This window comes from Roseibium sp. (assembly GCF_050301095.1).
Lineage (GTDB): Bacteria > Pseudomonadota > Alphaproteobacteria > Rhizobiales > Stappiaceae > Roseibium.
On record NZ_JBNKYW010000217.1, the window covers coordinates 1 to 18,593 of the forward strand.

Genomic DNA, 18,593 nt, shown 5'->3' on the forward strand with positions numbered 1-18,593 from the left:
CGCGCGGCGGGCCTCGCCGCCGGACAGCGACTTCGTGTCTTCCTTGCCGGTGAGCCCCAGAACTTCCAGAAGATAGGCGCCGCGATAGGGGTCGTCGCCTTCCGTCAGACCTTCGTTGACGTAATCGAGTGTCGAGGCATAGGCGGAAAGATCGGGATCCTGCGGCAGATAGCGCACGGTGCGGCCGGGCTGGAAGAACCGTTCGCCATGGTCCATTTCGACCATGCCTGCAGCAATTTTCAGGAGTGTGGACTTGCCCGATCCGTTCCGTCCGACAAGACAGATGCGGTCGCCCTCGGAAACGGAAAGCTCCGCGCCGGTCAGAAGCGGGGTGCCGCCGAAGGTCAGGTGAATGTCACGAAGGATCAGAAGGGGCGGGGCCATGGGGGTCTTTGTATGCTGCTGTCGGTTTCACGGATCGGCGCCCGGTTTACTGACCGGACCGGACCCGCGCAAGCAAGGAACGCGGGCAGGCGTGCATTTTTGATAAGGCCTGCCGAGATTTTCCGTTAAAGATCGGTTAAGATCTTCGGGCGTGGACAGGGGCGGATCACCTGAAATGCGGCTGAGCGAGCCGCGAGGAGGTTGCACATGCCACATTGGAACACCTGGATTGGCCGGAACTTGAACGGTCCGGCGCGCGGCGGGAAAGCGCTCAGGACATGTGCCGCAGCGATAGTGCTGGCGGTATCGGTCTTCGGTTTGAGTGCATTCGGCAAGCCTGAGCAAGCGCGGGCGGACGGTATCTGGATCGGCGGCAGCGGAATCGGTTTTTCCTTCGGCACCGGGGGATATCGCGGTTACCGGGGCGGCTTCTTCTACGGCGGACCGGTCGGCATCTACGGTCCATACGGCTTTTCCGGCCCGCCTTACCGGCCTTACGGCGCTCCCTATTATTATCATCCCTACGACATGCGCGCTTACCCGTACAGGTCCCGCGTCTATGTGGCTCCGCGCCCCTATGTCGCCCCGCGCCGCTACTACGGACAACCGCAGCGTGTTCCCTATACCAAGACGGGACTGGCCCCTTTCACACGGCAATGGGTGGCCTATTGTTCGCGGAAATTCAGATCTTTCAATCCGAACACGGGGATGTATCTGGCTTACAGCGGAAAATATCGATTTTGCCGCTAGCTTTGAAATTTAATTTCCCATCCGGACAAAGGTTTGTTTGACCGGATAGTAAAAATCGGGAAAATAATTCCGTTCAATTCATCAAATCGGCAAAAACATCGCCTATTTGCAACTTGGCTTGGAATATGCCGTTGGGGGATGCTTGATTGAACGGAAGGAGCGTGGAATCTTGTGCCCATCGTTTCTTTTGCAACTATAACTCACGAAGGGGAGAGAACGATATGTTCAAGTCCATGCGCGTGACAGCGCTTGCGGCTGCTTTGATGGCTGCTACATCTCTGGCCGCGACGGCCGAAACGGTCTACCACCGCGGCAACACCGCCGACCCGGAAACCCTGGACCAGCACAAGACCTCCACAACCTATGAGGCGCACATTCTGCGCGACCTCTATGAAGGCCTGGTTGCCTACAGCGCCGCCGGCCAGATCATTCCGGGCGTTGCCAAGGAGTGGACGGTCTCCGACGACGGCAAGACCTACACCTTCTCGCTGCGCGATAACGCCAAGTGGTCCAACGGCGATCCGGTCGTTGCCGGCGACTTCGTCTATTCGCTGCGCCGTATCATGACCCCGGAAACGGGTGCCAAATACGCCAACGTTCTCTATCCGATCCAGAACGCGGAAGCCGTCAACAAGGGCGAAAAGAAGCCGGAAGAACTGGGTGTGAAGGCGGTGGACGACCTTACGCTCGAAATCAGCCTGGAAGCTCCGACACCCTATTTCATCGACCTTCTGGCGCACCAGACCGGCTTGCCGGTGCATCCGGCGTCCGTCGATAAACACGGCTCCGACTTCGTGAAGGCGGAGAACATCGTCACCAACGGCGTCTATACCCTGGCCGAATTCATTCCGAACGCTCATGTGAAAGCGGTCAAGAACCCGCATTTCCATGACGCCGACAACGTCAATATCGACACCGTCTTCTTCTATCCGACGGAAGACCGCGGCGCCGCGCTCCGCCGGTTCCAGGCCGGTGAACTGCACACCAACAACGACGCGCCGACCGAACAGGTCGCTTTCATGCGCGAAAACCTTGGTGACCAGTTCCATGTGGCTCCCTACCTCGGCACCTACTACTACGCGCTGAACCACGAAGATGAAGTGCTGAACAACCCGGACGTCCGCCAGGCCCTGTCCATGGCGATCGACCGCGAGTTCCTGGCCGACGAGATCTGGGGCTCCACCATGGTTGCCGGCTACTCCTTCGTTCCGCCGGGCATCGGCAACTACGGCGAGCCGGCTTTCGCCGACTACAAGGACATGTCCCAGATCGACCGCGAGGAAAAAGCCGCCGAGCTGCTCAAGAAAGCGGGTTACGGTCCTGACAATCCGGTCAAGCTGACCATCAATTACAACACCTCCGAAAACCACAAGAACACGGCTGTCGCGATTGCCGACATGTGGAAGCCGCTCGGTGTCGAAATCTCCCTGATCAACACCGACACGAAGACGCATTATGCGATGCTTCGCGATCGTCAGGACTTCGACATCGCCCGTGCCGGCTGGATCGGCGACTATTCCGACCCGCAGAACTTCCTGTTCATGGTCGAGAGCGACAATGACGGCTTCAACTATGCGCGTTACAACAATCCGGAATACGATGCCCTCATGGACGAAGCTGCCGTGACGGTCGATCTGGAAAAGCGCGCGGAAATCCTGAAGAAGGCCGAAGTGCTCTTCATGCGGGACCTGCCGTTCATTCCGATGATGTACTACGGCTCCATGAACCTTGTTTCCGACAAGGTCGCCGGGTTTGAGGACAACCTCCTCAACATCCATCCGAGCCGCTGGATGAGCATCTCCGAATAACCTGACAACAACGAGACCGGCAGGGCTTCCCTGCCGGTTCTTGCATGGCGGCATCGATCAAGTCGACTTCAAGACCGCCGGCAAGCGATAGGGACCAAGCCTATGCACCGCTACGTGCTCGGTCGATTGCTCGGTGCAATCCCGACTCTCTTTCTGATTGTTACAATTTCCTTCTTCCTGATCCGCATCGCGCCTGGTGGACCGTTCGACCTGGAACGCCCGCTGGAGGCCAAGGTGATGGAGAACCTGAACAAGATCTATCACCTCAACGAGCCGCTCTGGAACCAGTATCTGCTCTATCTGCAGAGCGTGGCTCGCCTGGATTTCGGTCCGAGTTTCTATTTCCGGGACTTCTCCATCAACGAATTGTTCGCACAGAGCCTGCCGATCTCGATCCAGCTCGGTCTGTCCGCCCTGTGCCTGGCGCTGGTCGTCGGCGGAACGCTCGGCGTCATCGCGGCGCTGCGCCAGAACAAGACCACGGATTACACCGTCATGGCCGCCGCCACTCTGGGCGTCACCATTCCGAACTTCGTGGTCGCTCCCATCCTGACCCTGCTCCTGGGTGTCTGGCTGGGCTGGCTGCCGGTCGGCGGCTGGAACGGCGGCGCCTTCGTCAACGTCATCCTGCCGGTGGTTACGCTGGCCCTGCCGCAGGTGGCAGTGGTGGCGCGTCTGACGCGCGGCTCGATGATCGAGGCCATGCGCTCCAATCACGTACGCACCGCGAGAGCCTACGGGCTGACCAGCTACATGATCGTGGTCGTGCACGCATTGCGCGGCGCGATCCTGCCGGTGGTCTCCTATCTCGGGCCGGCCGCTGCCGCGCTCCTGACCGGCTCGGTGGTGATCGAAACCATTTTCGGCATTCCGGGCATCGGCCGCTATTTCGTGCAGGGCGCCCTCAACCGCGACTACACCCTGGTAATGGGAACCGTCGTGGTCGTCGCCTGTTTTGTCATTCTGTTCAACCTCATCGTGGATCTGCTGTATGCGCTGCTCGATCCGCGCGTGCGCTACGATTGAGGGGAGCCTGATCCGTGACCGTTACACTGACGCATAACGAACCTGCCGCGAAGGGGCGTTCCCTCTGGGACGATGCCCGCGACAGGCTCCTCGCAAACCGGGCCGCCGTCGCCAGCATGATCGTGCTTGTGGTAATCGCCCTGATTTCCATCTTCGGGCCAATCCTGTCGTCCCACCACTACGACACCGTCTACCGCGACTACGTCAAGGTCCCGGCGAGCCTTGAGGCCTATCCGCGTGCCGAACAGGTGGAACCGGCCTTCATGTCGGCCGCCAAACGGGCAAGGGTGAGCGTCGACAGCTATGAGCGGGAGGGCGACACGGTGGTCGCCAGGATCAGCTCGCGCCGGGAAATCGACCCGCGCTCCGTGCGCTATATCGACCGCAGCGACCTGTTCAGGAACGCCGAATTGATCGACTTTTCGGAGGACAAGAAGTCTGCCACCCTCAAGGCCGATGTCAATTACATGCACTTCTATTTCGGCACCGACGCCAATGGCCGGGACATGATGACCCGGACCTTCATCGCGGGCCGCGTGTCGCTCACCATCGGGTTGCTGGCCACATTCGTCGCGATCTCTATCGGCGTGCTGTACGGGGCCACCTCCGGATATCTCGGGGGGCGGATCGACCAGATGATGATGCGGGTGGTCGACATTCTCTATTCGCTGCCCTTCATCTTCTTCGTCATCATGCTGGTGGTGTTCTTCGGCAGGAACTTCATCCTGATGTTCATTGCCGTCGGCGCCGTGGAATGGCTCGACATGGCGCGTATCGTGCGGGGGCAGACGCTCTCCATCAAGCGCCAGGAGTATGTGCAGGCTGCCGAAGCCATGGGCGTTTCGGACCGGGGCATCGTCCGCCGGCACGTCATTCCCAACACGCTCGGACCGGTAGTGGTCTACATGACCCTGCTGGTGCCCAAGGTGATCCTTCTGGAAAGCTTCCTGTCCTTCCTGGGGCTCGGCATCCAGGAGCCGATGACCAGTTGGGGCGTTCTGATTTCCGAAGGCGCCCGTAATCTGCAGGGCGCCGCCTGGATGCTCATCTTCCCGTCCATTTTCCTGACATCGACGCTGTTTGCGCTGAACTTTATCGGCGACGGTCTGCGCGATGCGCTGGACCCGAAAGACCGGTAAGGAGGGGAACAAGATGACAAAAACCAACAAGGCGGTCCTCTCCATCAAGGATCTGGTCGTCGACTTCGAGACCGCAACCGGAACGGTCAATGCGGTCAAGGGCGTCGACATTCACGTCAACGCCGGGGAAACCGTCGCGATCGTCGGTGAAAGCGGGTCCGGCAAGAGCCAGACCATGATGGCGGCCATGGGGCTGCTTGCCTCCAACGGACGCACCCGCGGCGAGGTGACCTACGAGAACCGCAATATTCTCGGCCTGTCGGTCCGGAAGCTGAACGAGGTCCGCGGCAAGAAGATCACCATGATCTTCCAGGAACCGATGACCTCGCTCGACCCGCTTTACACGATGGGGCGCCAGCTTGCCGAACCGATGGTCGTTCATGGCGGGCTATCCTGGAAGGCGGCGCGCGCCAAGGCGCTCGATCTCCTGAAGCTCGTGAACATTCCCGAGCCCGAGCGCAAGATCAAATCCTATCCGTATGAACTCTCCGGCGGGCAGCGTCAGCGTGTCATGATCGCCATGGCGCTTGCCAATGATCCGGACGTGCTGATCGCGGACGAACCGACCACGGCGCTGGACGTGACCACCCAGGCGCAGATCCTGGACCTGCTGGCGGACCTTCAGAAGCGGATCGGCATGGCGGTGATCTTCATCACCCACGATCTCGGCATCGTGCGCCGCATCGCCGACCGGGTCTATGTGATGAAGACCGGTGAAGTGGTGGAAAGCGGCGAGACCGGCAAGATCTTCACCCAGCCGGCACATCCCTACACCAGAATGCTGCTGGATGCGGAGCCGGTCGGTCACAAACCGCCGGTTCCTGAAAGCGCACCGGTGCTGCTGGAAGCCCAGAAGGTTGCGGTGGAATTTCACCTTGAAACCGGTTTCCTGCAGCCCAAGCATATCCTCCGGGCCGTGGACGATATCAGCTTCTCCCTGCGCAAGGGCCAGACCCTCGGCATCGTCGGCGAAAGCGGTTCGGGCAAGTCGACGCTCGGCCGGGCGGTTCTGAACCTGCTGCCCGCCACCGGACGGGTCGTCTTCCAGGGGCAGCAGATTTCGGGCAAGGACCGTGCGGCGATGCGCGCCCTGCGCAAGGACATGCAGCTCATCTTCCAGGACCCGTTCGGATCCCTGAGCCCTCGCATGACCGTCGGCCAGATCATTTCCGAAGGGCTGCTGGTACACGAACCCTCCCTCAATGCCCGGGACAGGGACAAACGGGCCTGTCAGGCGCTTGAGGAAGTGTCTCTTGATCCCATCATGCGCAACCGCTACCCGCACGAGTTTTCCGGCGGCCAGCGCCAGCGCATCGCGATCGCGCGCACCATGGTGCTGAAACCGGAGCTGGTGGTGCTGGACGAGCCGACGTCCGCGCTGGACCGCACGATCCAGAAACAGGTTGTCGAACTGCTCAGGGATCTGCAGAAGGCGCACGATCTGACCTATCTCTTCATCAGTCACGATCTGGCCGTTGTAAGGGCTCTGTCCGACACGGTGATGGTCATGCAGCGTGGCAAGGTCGTGGAGGCGGGAACCGCCGACGCGATTTTCGAGGCGCCGAAGTGCGACTATACGAAGGAGCTGATCGGCGCGGCGATGCTGACGCAGCAACACATGATGGAAACCGCCTGAAGATGGCCCGCCGGCCCCGTAGGGCCGGCACCGAACTGGCCGGACCATTGCGGAAGATCCTTTGGGCCCCTGCTGTCGAAAGTCGGCAGGGGCTCAAGCCGTTTGAGGGCAAAGAAAGGAAACGTCAGCGCCCGGCCGCGTTGACCACCTGAACGGGGGGCAGGTTGAACTCCTGTTGCAAGCGGCGCAGATCTGTGCCGTAGAATTGCGGAGCAAGCAGGATGGCGCTCGACAGGATGTGCGCCTTCAATGTGCTCACGGCAAGGGCCTCGTCGCCGGCTTCAAGGGCGTCGAAAATCTCGCTGTGATGCGTCACATTGGGCTTGGTCCAGGCGCTTTCGGAGCGGGGGCCAGGCATCATGACCCTTTGCAGCATCATGGAAGTGCGCAGCAGAATTGGTTCCAGTGCCGGCATTCGGGCCACCTGGAAAAGCCTCAGATGCAACGCCCGGTCGGTTTCCGCGCAGCCAAAGACGTCACGTTTGGCCCGATAGCCTTCAAATTGGAGATCAAGATCGCGAAGCTCCTCAAGATCCTTCGGTGTTACGTGCTTGACCGTTTCAACAATGCCTGTCGTCTCGATGTCGACGCGCAGCTTCAGCATGAGCTGTGCTTCCAGCGGGGTCGGATCGGTGACAAAAGTTCCCTGGTAGCCCTGGCGGACGACCAGCCCGTACTCCTGCAGAAGCATCAAGGCTTCGCGGATCGTGCCCTGGGAGCAGCCATAGTCTTGCGCGAGTGCCTGTTCGGTGATCGGGCTGTCCGACGTCAACTGTCCCGTCAGGATCATCCGTTTCAGATCCTGATAGACAGCTTCGGACTTGCGTGGCCGCCTTTGGCCTTCAGCCGTTTTCACCTGCGAAACGGTGTTCGCGGTAGGGTGTACATTCACGTCGTTGCCCCCCTCATGGCATCGAGTATTAATGTCAACACCTGACAAGGTTGCTGCCGGGTCAAGGGCTTGGGCTGAATATGGAGTTTGCCATCCAATTATCTGCTGCCGCGGAGTGCGGTTGATGGGGGGTGCCAAATCGTCAGCTGCCAGTACCCGGCATTGGTACTTGTATGCGTCTCTACGTCATTTATAGACGTTGTATGCATTACGCAATTGATTACTGTGCCGCATTGGTAGTTAAGCGGCTGAAAGAATTAACAATCAAGCATAGTTGCAGCGAACGATTTCCCTTGCAATCGAGTTATATATCAATTCAGTAACAATTTCGCGAGCCCGCGCGGCCGGCGAAAGGACGGGGCGCGTCAAACCGGCAAATTCAGCCAGCGTGGCACTGCAAGGGTCAGGCAGCTGATTCGCGAAGCGCGGATATCCAGTTCTTGGAAGCGATCTTTTCGATGACCTCGGCGGAGAAGCCCCTTGCGTCGAGTGTTTCCATCAGGCGTCCGAGCCCGGTGACATCGCCGAGGTCTTTCGGCACCGCGCAACCATCGAAATCCGAACCGAGCGCGACGCGGTCCTCACCGAGACGGTCCAGCAGGTAGGCCGCATGATCCGCGATGACATCAAGCGCCGTGTCCTGAGCGTGGGATCCGTCGGGCCGAAGGAAAGAGACATGGAAATTGATGCCGACGAGACCGCCGCTCTCCTTGATCGCGTCGAGTTGCTTGTCTGTCAGGTTTCGGCTGTTCGCGCAGATGGAATGGACGTTCGAGTGGCTGGCGACGATTGGCCGGTCGGTGATCCGGGCAAGGTCCCAGAAGCCTTTTTCGTTCAGGTGGGACACGTCGAGCAGGATGCCAAGCTGGTTGCAGGCCCTGACCAGATCCCGGCCGGCGCCGGTCAGACCGGGGCCGACATCGGGAGAGGCGGGGTGGCTCATCGGCACGCCGAAGCCGAAGGCGTTTTCCCGGCTCCAGACAAGGCCGAGAGAGCGCAGGCCGCGCTTGTAAAACTCTTCCAGGGCATAGAACTGCGTGTCGATCGCTTCCGCGCCTTCGATGTGAAGGCTGACGGCAAGCTTGTCCGCGTCGATGGCCGCCTGGTTCTCTTCCGGTGTGTGGCAGATGACGACGCTGCCTTCGGACTCCGCTTCCAGCCGTTCGGCGCGTTCGACCAGCCTCATGGTGAAGTCGAATGCCTGTTTCTGCGGCACGGGCTGGAAATTCACCGGGTCGTTCGGATTAAAGGCCTTGGTGAAGTCCTGGTCGGGATTTGACGGCACGAACATGGCAAACAGGCCACCGGCAAAGCCACCTTCCTTTGCCCTGACCATATCGATATGCCCGGTCGTGGAGCGTTCGAAAAAGCTGCGCTCGCTGCCCTTGATCCTGTCGATTTCAAGTTTCAGAAGCGTGTCGTTGTGACCGTCGAAGACGGGGAAGGGGGATTTTACAGGGGCGTTTTGCACGGGAAGTCCTTGAACGAAGATGCCGTCTCAGGTGGGGTCGCGACCTAACTTAAGAATTTGACGGAAGATTGTAAGACACATTCGCCGAATGGGACTTGCAACTGTTGAAAAGCTGTCTCAGAAAGATCCTGTTATTCAGGAGGATCCATGAAGCGCCTTTCTTCGCAGAACGAACAGGCTCCTTTCCGGGAGGAATTGAAGTTCGATCGCCGTTTGTTTCTGACCGGTGGCCTGATGCTGGGTGCGGCTTCCCTGGCCGGCTGCCAGTCCGCCGGCCTCGTCGGACTGCCGGACCAGGCAGACCTGCCCGACGAGGAGTTCGACTACGCCACCGCCTATGCGGCATTGCCGGATGGCGACTACACGTGGCCGGCCATCAACTACAAGGCCTTCGACCGAAAATACTGGCGCCAGGTGGTCGACTACAAAACGCGTCAGCGGCCGGGCACCGTCATCGTCGATCCCTACAACAAGTTTCTCTACTGGACGCTCGGCAACAGGAAGGCGCTGCGCTACGGCATCGGCGTCGGCAAGGCCGGGTTCGCCTGGTCTGGCGAAGCGCTGATCCGCGTCAAGCGCGAGCATCCGATCTGGCGGCCTCCGCAGGAGATGATCGCCCGCAAGCCGTCCCTGGCCCGTTATTGGGAAAAGGGCTATCCGGCGGGACTGAAGAACCCGCTTGGCGCGCGCGCCATGGACCTGTGGCAGGGAGCCACGGACACGCTTTACCGTATCCATGGCACCAACAAGCCGAGCTCCATCGGCACGAATGCGTCTTCGGGATGCATCCGCATGTGGCAGCAGGACGTCATCGACCTGTTCAACCGCGTGCCGCTCAGAACCAAGGTGATCGTTCTGAGCAAGGATCCGGAAGCGGAGGCCTGAGAGGCCCCGGCGGCAATCGCAAAAACACACGGGAGGCGGCAAGTCGCTCGTGCGGCGGTCTGCGGTCCAGTCGCTAGAAACTCCGGGCCAGCGCCACGTCGTGAAAGACCGCGCCGAAATGGCAGATCGCCGCGGCCAGCACGAAGGCATGCCAGATGGCATTCTGGAACGGCAGGCGTTTCCAGGCGTAGAACACGGTGCCGATGGTATAGAGCAGGCCGCCGGCCAGGATCATGGCGAACCCGAAGGCAGATGCCTTTTCCAAAAGGGGATCGGCCGCGAAGACCACGATCCAGCCGAGGCCGAGGCAGATCGGGACCGTCACCCGGTCAAGGCCGGTCAGATGCGCCAGCTTGACGATCGCGCCGGTCAGGGCGCCTGTCCAAACGACGGCGAGCAGGATGCCGCCGGTCCAGCCGCCGATGATCATGGCGGCAAGCGGCGTATAGGTTCCGGCGATCATCAGGAAGATGGCGGCGTGATCCAGCCGGCGCAGCAGCCCCGATTTGTGATCTCTGGCAAACATGTTGTAGAGCGCGGAGCAGATCAGCATCGCCATCAGACAGGCTGCGTAGATCATAACGGAGACCTGGCGCGCCGGATCGCCGGCATTCCAGAGGGTAACCGCCAGCACGATGGTTGCGGTCATCCCGAGGCAGATGCCGATGACATGGATGGCGCCGTCTGCGATGAATTCCGCCAGCGTGAGCGTTCTGACCTTTTGCATGGGTACAAACCTGCCCCGGTAGGTTTTCCGTTCCAACTCAAAAATACGTCAGAAACCTGAACAGGAGCTTTCCTGAAAAAAAGGCAGCGGGAAGGACCGTCATCCCGATCCTTCAGGTCAGTCTATTGCGAAGACCTGACACCGTTTCTTTGCTGCTGGCATCTGTATTTGTCCTTCCCTTGCCCTTGCTGCGAAGACTTGCTTTAAAAGACTTCCCAGTTTTGAAATCATACCCTGTATTCGCCCACCAGACCGGATTTCCTTGATGAGCAACCATCTCTTCGACGCATTGACCGCTTTTATTCCGGAACCGGGCAAGGTGTTTCTGGAAACGCCGGAAGGGAGCAAGCTGACCTATCGGGACGTGCTCGCCCGGTCTGCGCAATATGCCGGGGCCTTGCAGAAACTCGGCGTCAAGCCCGGCGACCGGGTGGCGGTACAGGTTGAAAAGACCCCGGATGCGCTGATGGTTTACCTCGGCACGATCCGGGCCGGTGCCGTGTTCCTGCCGCTGAACACTGCCTATACGCCCGCCGAGGTCGCCTATTTCGTCGGGGATGCGGAGCCGGCTGTTTTCGTCTGCGACCCGCAAAAGGCGGATGCGCTGGCGGGAACGGCGCAAAAGGAGGGCGCCCGCCTTCAGACCCTGAACGCCAGGGGGGAGGGCACGTTGCGGGATCTGGCGGACACCATGCCGGAAGATTTCACGACCGTGGCACGGGAGGACGAAGATCTTGCCGCCATCCTTTACACCTCCGGCACGACCGGGCGGTCCAAGGGAGCGATGCTCAGCCATGGCAATCTGGCCTCCAATTCACAGACCATGGTGAAAGTCTGGCGTTTCACCGAGGACGACGTTCTTCTGCATGCCTTGCCGATCTTTCACACCCACGGCCTCTTCGTTGCCACCAACTGTCTGATGATGGCGGGGGGCTCCATGCTGTTCCTGCCTAAATTCGACCTGGATCAGGTGCTCGCCCTGTTACCGCGTGCGACGGCGATGATGGGCGTTCCGACCTTCTACACGCGACTGCTCGCTTCGGAGGCCTTCACGAAGGACCTCGTCGGGCACTTCCGCCTGTTCATCTCCGGCTCAGCGCCGCTTTCCGCGGAAGTGCACAGGGCGTTCCTTGACCGCACGGGCCATGCCATCCTGGAACGCTACGGCATGACCGAAACAAACATGAACACCTCAAACCCCTACGACGGTGACCGGCGTCCCGGCACCGTCGGCTTTCCCTTGCCAGGCGTCGGCCTGCGCATCGCCGATCCGAAAACGGGGCGGGAAGTGTCCCCGGGCGAAGTCGGTATCATCGAGATCAAGGGCCCGAATGTCTTTCAGGGATACTGGCGCATGCCGGAAAAGACGTCCCAGGAGTTCCGCGTCGACGGCTATTTCATTACTGGCGACATGGGCCGGATCGATGAGGACGGTTATGTCTCCATTGTCGGCCGCTCCAAGGACCTGATCATCTCCGGAGGCTTCAACGTCTATCCGGCCGAGGTCGAGGCGCTTCTGGACGAATTGCCGGGTGTTGCGGAAAGCGCCGTCATCGGCGTCCCGCATCCCGACTTTGGTGAAGCGGTCGTGGCCGTGCTGGCCGCCAAGCCCGACTCCGTGCTGGACGAGGACACCGTTCTGGCGCCGATCAGGGACAGGCTGGCGAAGTTCAAGCAGCCCAAGAAGGTTCACGTGCTGGAGGCTCTGCCGCGCAACACCATGGGCAAGATCCAGAAGAACGTGCTCAGGGATCAGTTCAAGGGAGATTTTTCCTGACGCCTGACGCCTGACGCCTGACGCCTGATACCGGTCCGGTAAAATATTTCATGCCCCGGACGTTCGCGTTCCGAAAGCCAGGGTTGCCAGTGCACGGTCGGTCTGAAGGCTCCAGGCTTCGAACGCGCGTGCCAGCCGTTCTGAAGGGCTGTCCGGGGGATCGGACGCCCGCCGCACGCACCACCAGTCCATGGTCTCGCCTTCTTCGCTGATCGGGCGACAAATGAGCGTGCCGTCGGCCAGTTCGGGCTCGATGGCCCACTTGCTGAAGATGGCGACGCCGAAGTTGGCCCGGATCAGGTCGATTACCGCTTCCGGTGTCGGCATGGACGTGAGCCGCCGGAACGGCTTGGAAGGCGTGCCGAGCAGGGTGGTCCAGTCGAAACCGGGTTCGGCGGTCAGGGGATAGATGAAGAAGCGCTCGTCCCCCATGTTCAGGCTGTTGACGACCGGCTCTCCGGCGAGGGGATGGTTCTTTGAAAGGGCCGCCACGATCGGATCCGTGCCGAGCCGGGTGGCCTTGAAGCGCGCCGAAACGGGTTCCCGTCCGAAAATCAGGGAAACGTCGACCGATCCGTCGAGCAGCGATGCCAGCGGATGGGCCGTGGCCCGTCCTGAAAGATCGACGGAAAGACCGGGATCGGCTGTTTCCAGGAAATCGAGGAACGCGGGGAACCAGTGATAACGGCTGTAGGTTGCCTGGCCGAGGCGCACAAGCTTCTTGGACTGCCGGGCCGTTTCCTCCAGCTCCTGTTCCAGGTGGAACAGCTCCGCCAGGAAGCTGTCGCCCAGATGCCGCAGCCGTTCGCCCGCCGGTGTCAGTTCAAAGCCCGCCTCGACACGCTGGACCAACGGCACACCGATCCGCCGCTCCGCTTCCCGCAAGCGGTGCGAAGCTGCCGACTGGGTGACGCCGAGGCGGGCGGCGGACACCGTCATGCTGCCCGTCTCGGCGAGCGCGGACAGTAGGGTCAGGTGATGCATGGCCAGGCGCGGGATCATGTGCGTGAATTGATTTCATGAATGAGATGAAAACTAAGAATTTCATTTATATCACCGGACGCGCTATCGACAAGTCATGATGTTCAAGACGCTCCCCAGAATGACCCTCACCACCAGAACCGCGACCCTCGTCATCGTCGCTTCCGCTGCCTGTTTCGGGCTGGTTCCCGTCTTCGTCAGGGAACTGCAGGCACTTGGCGCGGGACCTGCCACCGTGGCGCTGTACCGGTTTGGCTTTTCCGCGCTGTTTCTCCTGCCCTTCCTGCCGCTTGAGAAGGAAAAGCGGGGCAGCGCTTTGCTCGTCGCGGGGGCAGGGGCTGTCCTCGGGCTCAGCGTGATCGGGTACCTGCAAGCCATCAACCGCGCACCGCTTGCTGCCGCCGGCGTGGTCTACATGTCCTATCCCGTTTTCGCGGCACTGTTTGCATGGGGGCTTCTGGGGCAAGCGTTGAGCTGGCGGTCCTTTGCCGCTGCCGGGCTGGTTCTGAGCGCCGCCGCTCTTCTCCTGGATCCCTCGTCCCTGTCGCCGGAAGCGCTTTCCGCCCTGCTTTGGGCCATCCCGGCACCGATTGCCTTCGGATTTCTGGTGGTGGTCCTGAGCGGACTTGCCGGCCGGCTCAACGCGCTGGAGCGCACATGCTGCGGCCTCCTGGGCTCAATCGCCGGACTGCTGCCGATGGCGCTGCAGGAAGGCAACGGGTCGGTACTGCCGACGTCCGCGAACCAGCTGGGACTTATCGTGGCGATGGGTCTTACGACCGCGCTCATCCCGCAGTTGCTGTTCACCATCGCCTGCCAGAAGGTGGGGCCTGTGCGCTCGGCCGCTGCGGGCAGTTTCGAACTCCCCACCATGTTCCTTGTCGGCTGGCTGATTTTTGGTGAAACGGTCGGAGTTCGTGAGGTTTTTTCAGCAGCGATGGTCCTTTTCGCGATCCTGATTGCGCCGGCGGTTGCCGGGCGATCCGGCCCCGAAGAAGGGCGCAGCGGGACAGATCTGATTTTATCTCGAGAAAAAGTATCTTGATATAAAGATAAAAACACCCTATCTCCAGCGCACCGGAGCGGCACCGCTCTTATCGAAGCTGGAGAACGACACATGACTGCCCGTACACCCGATCATCCGGTCCAGGATTTTTTCGTGAACCGCTGGTCGCCCCGCGCCTTTGACGGCTCCGAAATGCCGGAAGCGGACCTGAAGACAATTCTGGAGGCCGCCCGCTGGTCTCCGTCCGCCTTCAATATCCAGCCATGGCGCTTTGTATATGCAAGGCGTGCTGACGACGGCTGGCAGACCCTCGTTGACCTGCTCAATCCGTTCAACCGCGACTGGGCGCAAAACGCCTCCGCGCTTGTCTACCTCTTCACCGATACCATCGTGGAAGGCCAGGACGGCAAGCCGGACAGGGCCAATGGCGCCCACTCCTTCGATGCCGGATCCGCCTGGGCGCATGCCGCCCTGCAGGCGACGGTGCTTGGCTATCACGCTCATGCGATGGCAGGCATCCTGAAGGACGACATCCATGAAAAACTGGGTGTTCCGGAACGCTACAAGCCGGAAATCGCGATTGCCATCGGCAAGCAGGGCGATGCCGCCCGGTTGCCGGAAGTCCTGCAGGTCCGTGAAACGCCAAGCGGGCGCAAGCCTCTCACAGAAATCGCCTTTGCCGGTGCGTGGGCCTAGCTTCCGGGCATCGCAGGGCCTATCCAATGGGCGGTTTGACGGCAGCCCGAAAGAGCTGCCGTCTTTGCCCCTGACAAAATCGTTCCTTTCCGTAGCCATCCCGGCCAAGCGCAGTGCGAGCCGGGATCGGAGAGGCGCAGGCGTCCAGGTTCGTTTCTTTTTTGAGGCATTGTCCAGGGCCCCCCGGTCCCGGATCTCCGCTGCGTCCGGAAGGACGAACGGAGGGGCCGGTTGGAGTTGATTTCAAAATCTAATTTCAAAGAAGACTGCGGCAATCCGCACGGCGTATTTCGGAAGGTATGGGTGTATTCCTTCAACCGGAACAACCAATACGCTGGAGCCGCCATGAGCGAAGCCGATACGCTGCCCGACAGGAGCCTGCTCTACGCTTATCGTGCTCCCGGCGATTTTCTGGATTGTTATTCCGTCTCCCTGGGAGAGCATCATGATCTTCAGAACGCCGACATGCGCGTTCTTGCGGATCTCATCCTGAATGCGGATATCGCCTGGATGCGGAACCTGATGGCCCTGCGCGACAGAGTTGCCCGGTTCGTCGGCATGAAGTCCGGAAAAGCCCTGGCGATGGAACAGGCGCCAACGCCGGTCGCCGGGCGCGGCGTCGGAGAGCGGATCGGCTTCTTCAAGATTTATCAGGTCGCACCTGACGAGATCATTCTTGGCGAAGACGACTGGCACCAGGATTTCCGATTGACGATCTTGCGGGACGCGCAGCGGATCTATGCCGCCACCTGCTGCAGGCGCCATAATGTCTTCGGCCATGCCTATCTTGCGCTGATCCTGCCGTTTCACAAATTGATCGTGAAATCGGTTCTGGACAAGGCGGTGAAAGCGTCACCGGCAGCGGCCTGACCGGATTCGGCACGCGACCGACACCGACCCCACCTCTTCCTCCTCCTTCAAGTCAGACCTGTCGACCCTCCTCAGGATGAGAGGGGATGAGTGTAGGCACCTGCGAAGGCGCGAAGCTCATGCCTCGGGGCGCCGCGTTCAGCCGGGCAGATGCCCGGATTTCCGCCAGACGCGCGCGCCCTGTGAGGTGCGGATGGTCTGACGGCTGCCCGCCGGCAGGCGCAGCCAGGTGCCCTGGTCGTAGTGGCCGGACTGGTCCTCGAAACTGCCTTCGATCACGAAATACTCCACTCCGCCGGGAAAGTCCTGCTCATCCAATTGCGCACCTCTTTCCCAGTCGAGCATGACGACTTCCTCGTCCGGGCGGATGAACAAGGGCAGGATGTGTTCTCCCGGGCGCCCCTCCTGCCAGCCGGTCGGATCAAGCGTGTTCACCCGCACATAGGCATCGTCCTCAGGCCGCATCTGACGCAGCTTCACCAGGATGACCGCCCCCGGTTCGCTGGAAGGAATGTGCCGGGAGCCTGGCGGGTTACGCACATACATGCCTTTTGGGAAGTCGCCCGTTTCATCTGAAAAGACCCCGTCCAGCACCAGAAATTCCTCACCGAGGTCGTGCTCATGGGCGGAAAAGGCCGATCCCGGCGCATAGCGGACAAGGCTGGTCGCCCGCGCAACCTCGTCGCCGTCCCGTTCCAGCATGCGCCGCTCGACGCCTGCCATCGGGGAGGGCACCCACTCGAGCGTCGCGCTGTCGACCTCGGCACGCTCTGTCAGGTCAGCGTGAATTTTCATTCCGGTCCCTCCTCACGAGATCGCGTTCTCGCCGCCAGTCTGTCTGGTCAGACATGGTGGTTCGATCCAACAATTGAAGAAACAGGAATTGAAATCAACGTGAACCGCCCGTATGAGCGAAGCGCGTGCAGTGGAATTCAGGGAAAACCCCGGTTTCAGGCGGTCCCGGCTTTGCAACTGGCAAGGAATCGTGCTGACTACCGCACTGCTTGGCATCAACTGACGGAGAATCCGCAACGCGGCAGAAGCTGTGCTTGAAGTGGACGCATGACGGTACAAATCGATATCGGTGAAATGACGGGCGGCAAGCGGGCCGGGCTCGATCTGGAAGAACTGCTGGCAACGCGCCTTCTGGTGCAGGGCAATTCCGGCTCCGGAAAATCGCATCTGCTGCGGCGGCTCCTGGAACAGTCCGCAAGCTGGGTGCAGCAGGCCATCATCGATCCCGAAGGCGATTTCGTATCGCTCGCCGACAAGTTCGGACACGTGGTGGTGGATGCGGTCGGCACGGAAAAGGACCTGCAGATGATTGCGGGCCGCGTGCGCCAGCACCGGGTGTCCGTGATCCTGAACCTGGAAGGGCTGGACGCCGACCGGCAGATGAAAGCCGCAGCCACGTTCCTCGACGGCCTCTTCGATGCCGACCGGGATCTGTGGTACCCGATGCTGGTAGTCGTCGACGAAGCCCAGCTTTTTGCTCCGGCCGCCGCCGGCGAGGTTACCGAGGAGGCCCGCCGCCGCTCGCTCGGCGCCATGACCAATCTCATGTGCCGCGGCCGCAAGCGCGGGCTTGCCGGCATTATCGCCACGCAGCGCCTTGCAAAGCTTGCCAAGAACGTTGCCGCCGAGGCCTCCAACTTCCTCATGGGCCGGACCTTCCTCGACATCGATATGGCCCGGGCGGCCGACCTTTTAGGCATGGAACGCCGGCAGGCGGAAAGCTTCCGCAACCTCGACCGGGGCCATTTCATCGCTCTGGGTCCAGCCATGTCGCGGCGTCCCGTGCCGGTCAAGATCGGGCCGGTGGAAACCATGGGCCGGGGCGGCAGTCCGAAACTGATGCCCCTGCCGGAACAGCCCAAGGAAGACGCCAAGGATCTCATTTTCACGCCCGGCGCAGATGAAGTGCAGCCGGTGCGCCAGCGCTTCATTGAACCGGTCGTCTCGACCGGCGAGGTTCTCGACCAGCTCACCAATGCGGAGCGGGCGAGCGAAGCCGAGACGCCGGTCGCTGAAAACCTGCTTGATTTCGGTGAGCGCGAGGACAAGATCGCCGAGATCATCGCCGGCATCCTGGAAGACGAGGAAGCCGCCTTCCAGCCGATCGCGACGCTCTATCAGGACTTCCAGGTCCGTTGCCGGATCTCCAAGCTGCCGGGAGGCGCTCCGGACCTGCAGACCTTCCGGGAAAAGCTCTCGGTTGCCAGGGCGGGCGTCGAAAAGGGCGAGATGGACGACGGAGCCTGGGCCCAGGCGGAACTGATCGCCTCCGAGCTGCCCGAGGACATGCGCGGCGTCTACCTGCTGCTGGCCAAGGCGGCGCTTGCGAAGGCACCGTGCCCGGGAAACATCGAAATTGCCACGGCCTACGGCACGCGCTCACCCGGACGGGCGCGCTGGCTGCTCAGCCATATGGAAGAACGCGGTTTTCTCGTCTGCGCCACGGACCTGCGCGGCAATCGCATCGTCACGCTGACGGATCTGGGATGGCAGACGGCCCCCGGCGACGAAGCGGCGGCCTGACGGGAAA

General features: G+C 61.1%; 17 protein-coding genes. 11 read left to right on the forward strand and 6 right to left on the reverse strand.

All coding sequences use genetic code 11. The annotated features are described in order from the left end of the window. On the reverse strand, positions 1 to 384 hold a 384-nt coding region (locus ACQY7U_RS19140; RefSeq protein WP_428647887.1), incomplete at its 3' end, for an ATP-binding cassette domain-containing protein. Between the two features lie 207 nt (positions 385 to 591). Between ACQY7U_RS19140 and ACQY7U_RS19145 the strand changes: the two genes are divergently transcribed. The 5 genes from ACQY7U_RS19145 (at position 592) to ACQY7U_RS19165 (ending at position 6,743) form a co-directional block, all read left to right on the forward strand. Then, complete coding sequence (locus ACQY7U_RS19145; RefSeq protein WP_428647890.1) at positions 592 to 1,134, forward strand: BA14K family protein; 543 nt, start codon at positions 592 to 594, stop codon at positions 1,132 to 1,134. A 221-nt stretch (positions 1,135 to 1,355) separates the two neighbouring features. Beyond that, positions 1,356 to 2,942 (forward strand): peptide ABC transporter substrate-binding protein, encoded by a 1,587-nt coding sequence (locus tag ACQY7U_RS19150; protein WP_428647893.1) that lies wholly within the window; start codon positions 1,356 to 1,358, stop codon positions 2,940 to 2,942. Between the two features lie 102 nt (positions 2,943 to 3,044). Further along, positions 3,045 to 3,968, forward strand: a complete 924-nt coding sequence (oppB, locus tag ACQY7U_RS19155) for an oligopeptide ABC transporter permease OppB (RefSeq protein ID WP_428647895.1) — start codon at positions 3,045 to 3,047, stop codon at positions 3,966 to 3,968. A gap of 14 nt (positions 3,969 to 3,982) precedes the next feature. Next, the gene (locus ACQY7U_RS19160; RefSeq protein WP_428647898.1) at positions 3,983 to 5,107 is read left to right on the forward strand and encodes an ABC transporter permease subunit; all 1,125 of its coding nucleotides are present in this window, start codon (positions 3,983 to 3,985) and stop codon (positions 5,105 to 5,107) included. Between the two features lie 13 nt (positions 5,108 to 5,120). After that, entirely contained in the window at positions 5,121 to 6,743 is a 1,623-nt protein-coding gene (locus ACQY7U_RS19165; RefSeq protein ID WP_428647901.1) for an ABC transporter ATP-binding protein, read from the forward strand. A 124-nt stretch (positions 6,744 to 6,867) separates the two neighbouring features. On the opposite strand, the gene ACQY7U_RS19170 is transcribed toward ACQY7U_RS19165, so the two are convergent. Both ACQY7U_RS19170 and ACQY7U_RS19175 read right to left on the reverse strand, forming a co-directional pair. Beyond that, entirely contained in the window at positions 6,868 to 7,635 is a 768-nt protein-coding gene (locus ACQY7U_RS19170) for a GntR family transcriptional regulator (RefSeq protein WP_428647903.1), read from the reverse strand. Positions 7,636 to 8,038: 403 nt separating this feature from the next. Then, positions 8,039 to 9,106: a dipeptidase gene (locus ACQY7U_RS19175; RefSeq protein ID WP_428647905.1), complete on the reverse strand. Its 1,068-nt coding sequence runs from the start codon at positions 9,104 to 9,106 to the stop codon at positions 8,039 to 8,041. A 147-nt stretch (positions 9,107 to 9,253) separates the two neighbouring features. Here ACQY7U_RS19175 and ACQY7U_RS19180 point away from each other — a divergent pair, with 147 nt between their 5' ends. Further along, the gene (locus ACQY7U_RS19180) at positions 9,254 to 9,991 is read left to right on the forward strand and encodes a L,D-transpeptidase (RefSeq protein ID WP_428647908.1); all 738 of its coding nucleotides are present in this window, start codon (positions 9,254 to 9,256) and stop codon (positions 9,989 to 9,991) included. 73 nt (positions 9,992 to 10,064) lie between these two features. Here ACQY7U_RS19180 and trhA read toward each other — a convergent pair whose 3' ends face one another. Next, positions 10,065 to 10,718 carry a PAQR family membrane homeostasis protein TrhA gene (trhA, locus tag ACQY7U_RS19185; protein ID WP_428647911.1) on the reverse strand — a complete coding sequence of 218 codons (654 nt, stop codon included), beginning with the start codon at positions 10,716 to 10,718 and terminating at the stop codon, positions 10,065 to 10,067. Positions 10,719 to 10,983: 265 nt separating this feature from the next. Between trhA and ACQY7U_RS19190 the strand changes: the two genes are divergently transcribed. After that, positions 10,984 to 12,495, forward strand: a complete 1,512-nt coding sequence (locus ACQY7U_RS19190; protein ID WP_428647913.1) for a malonate--CoA ligase — start codon at positions 10,984 to 10,986, stop codon at positions 12,493 to 12,495. A gap of 48 nt (positions 12,496 to 12,543) precedes the next feature. Here ACQY7U_RS19190 and ACQY7U_RS19195 read toward each other — a convergent pair whose 3' ends face one another. Next, positions 12,544 to 13,497, reverse strand: a complete 954-nt coding sequence (locus ACQY7U_RS19195; protein WP_428647916.1) for a LysR family transcriptional regulator — start codon at positions 13,495 to 13,497, stop codon at positions 12,544 to 12,546. Between the two features lie 100 nt (positions 13,498 to 13,597). Here ACQY7U_RS19195 and ACQY7U_RS19200 point away from each other — a divergent pair, with 100 nt between their 5' ends. The 3 genes from ACQY7U_RS19200 (at position 13,598) to ACQY7U_RS19210 (ending at position 16,048) form a co-directional block, all read left to right on the forward strand. Continuing rightward, entirely contained in the window at positions 13,598 to 14,521 is a 924-nt protein-coding gene (locus ACQY7U_RS19200; protein ID WP_428647918.1) for a DMT family transporter, read from the forward strand. A gap of 72 nt (positions 14,522 to 14,593) precedes the next feature. Next, entirely contained in the window at positions 14,594 to 15,178 is a 585-nt protein-coding gene (locus tag ACQY7U_RS19205) for a nitroreductase family protein (protein ID WP_428647921.1), read from the forward strand. 345 nt (positions 15,179 to 15,523) lie between these two features. Then, on the forward strand, positions 15,524 to 16,048 hold the full coding sequence (locus ACQY7U_RS19210) for a DUF2867 domain-containing protein (RefSeq protein ID WP_428647923.1): 525 nt from the start codon (positions 15,524 to 15,526) through the stop codon (positions 16,046 to 16,048). 138 nt (positions 16,049 to 16,186) lie between these two features. Here ACQY7U_RS19210 and ACQY7U_RS19215 read toward each other — a convergent pair whose 3' ends face one another. After that, entirely contained in the window at positions 16,187 to 16,843 is a 657-nt protein-coding gene (locus ACQY7U_RS19215; RefSeq protein ID WP_428647925.1) for a cupin domain-containing protein, read from the reverse strand. A gap of 267 nt (positions 16,844 to 17,110) precedes the next feature. On the opposite strand from ACQY7U_RS19215, the gene ACQY7U_RS19220 reads away from it, so the two are divergent. Beyond that, on the forward strand, positions 17,111 to 18,586 hold the full coding sequence (locus ACQY7U_RS19220) for a helicase HerA domain-containing protein (RefSeq protein ID WP_428647928.1): 1,476 nt from the start codon (positions 17,111 to 17,113) through the stop codon (positions 18,584 to 18,586). Positions 18,587 to 18,593: the final 7 nt, after the last annotated feature.

What these genes read in the sequence shown, in the direction of transcription:
- ACQY7U_RS19145 (WP_428647890.1), top strand. Translation starts at nt 592, where the DNA reads ATGCCACATTGGAACACCTGGATTGGCCGGAACTTGAACGGTCCGGCG.
- trhA (WP_428647911.1), bottom strand. Translation starts at nt 10,718, where the DNA reads ATGCAAAAGGTCAGAACGCTCACGCTGGCGGAATTCATCGCAGACGGC.
- ACQY7U_RS19200 (WP_428647918.1), top strand. Translation starts at nt 13,598, where the DNA reads ATGACCCTCACCACCAGAACCGCGACCCTCGTCATCGTCGCTTCCGCT.
- oppB (WP_428647895.1), top strand. Translation starts at nt 3,045, where the DNA reads ATGCACCGCTACGTGCTCGGTCGATTGCTCGGTGCAATCCCGACTCTC.
- ACQY7U_RS19210 (WP_428647923.1), top strand. Translation starts at nt 15,524, where the DNA reads ATGAGCGAAGCCGATACGCTGCCCGACAGGAGCCTGCTCTACGCTTAT.
- ACQY7U_RS19165 (WP_428647901.1), top strand. Translation starts at nt 5,121, where the DNA reads ATGACAAAAACCAACAAGGCGGTCCTCTCCATCAAGGATCTGGTCGTC.
- ACQY7U_RS19180 (WP_428647908.1), top strand. Translation starts at nt 9,254, where the DNA reads ATGAAGCGCCTTTCTTCGCAGAACGAACAGGCTCCTTTCCGGGAGGAA.
- ACQY7U_RS19220 (WP_428647928.1), top strand. Translation starts at nt 17,111, where the DNA reads ATGACGGTACAAATCGATATCGGTGAAATGACGGGCGGCAAGCGGGCC.
- ACQY7U_RS19190 (WP_428647913.1), top strand. Translation starts at nt 10,984, where the DNA reads ATGAGCAACCATCTCTTCGACGCATTGACCGCTTTTATTCCGGAACCG.
- ACQY7U_RS19205 (WP_428647921.1), top strand. Translation starts at nt 14,594, where the DNA reads ATGACTGCCCGTACACCCGATCATCCGGTCCAGGATTTTTTCGTGAAC.
- ACQY7U_RS19150 (WP_428647893.1), top strand. Translation starts at nt 1,356, where the DNA reads ATGTTCAAGTCCATGCGCGTGACAGCGCTTGCGGCTGCTTTGATGGCT.
- ACQY7U_RS19195 (WP_428647916.1), bottom strand. Translation starts at nt 13,497, where the DNA reads ATGATCCCGCGCCTGGCCATGCATCACCTGACCCTACTGTCCGCGCTC.
- ACQY7U_RS19215 (WP_428647925.1), bottom strand. Translation starts at nt 16,843, where the DNA reads ATGAAAATTCACGCTGACCTGACAGAGCGTGCCGAGGTCGACAGCGCG.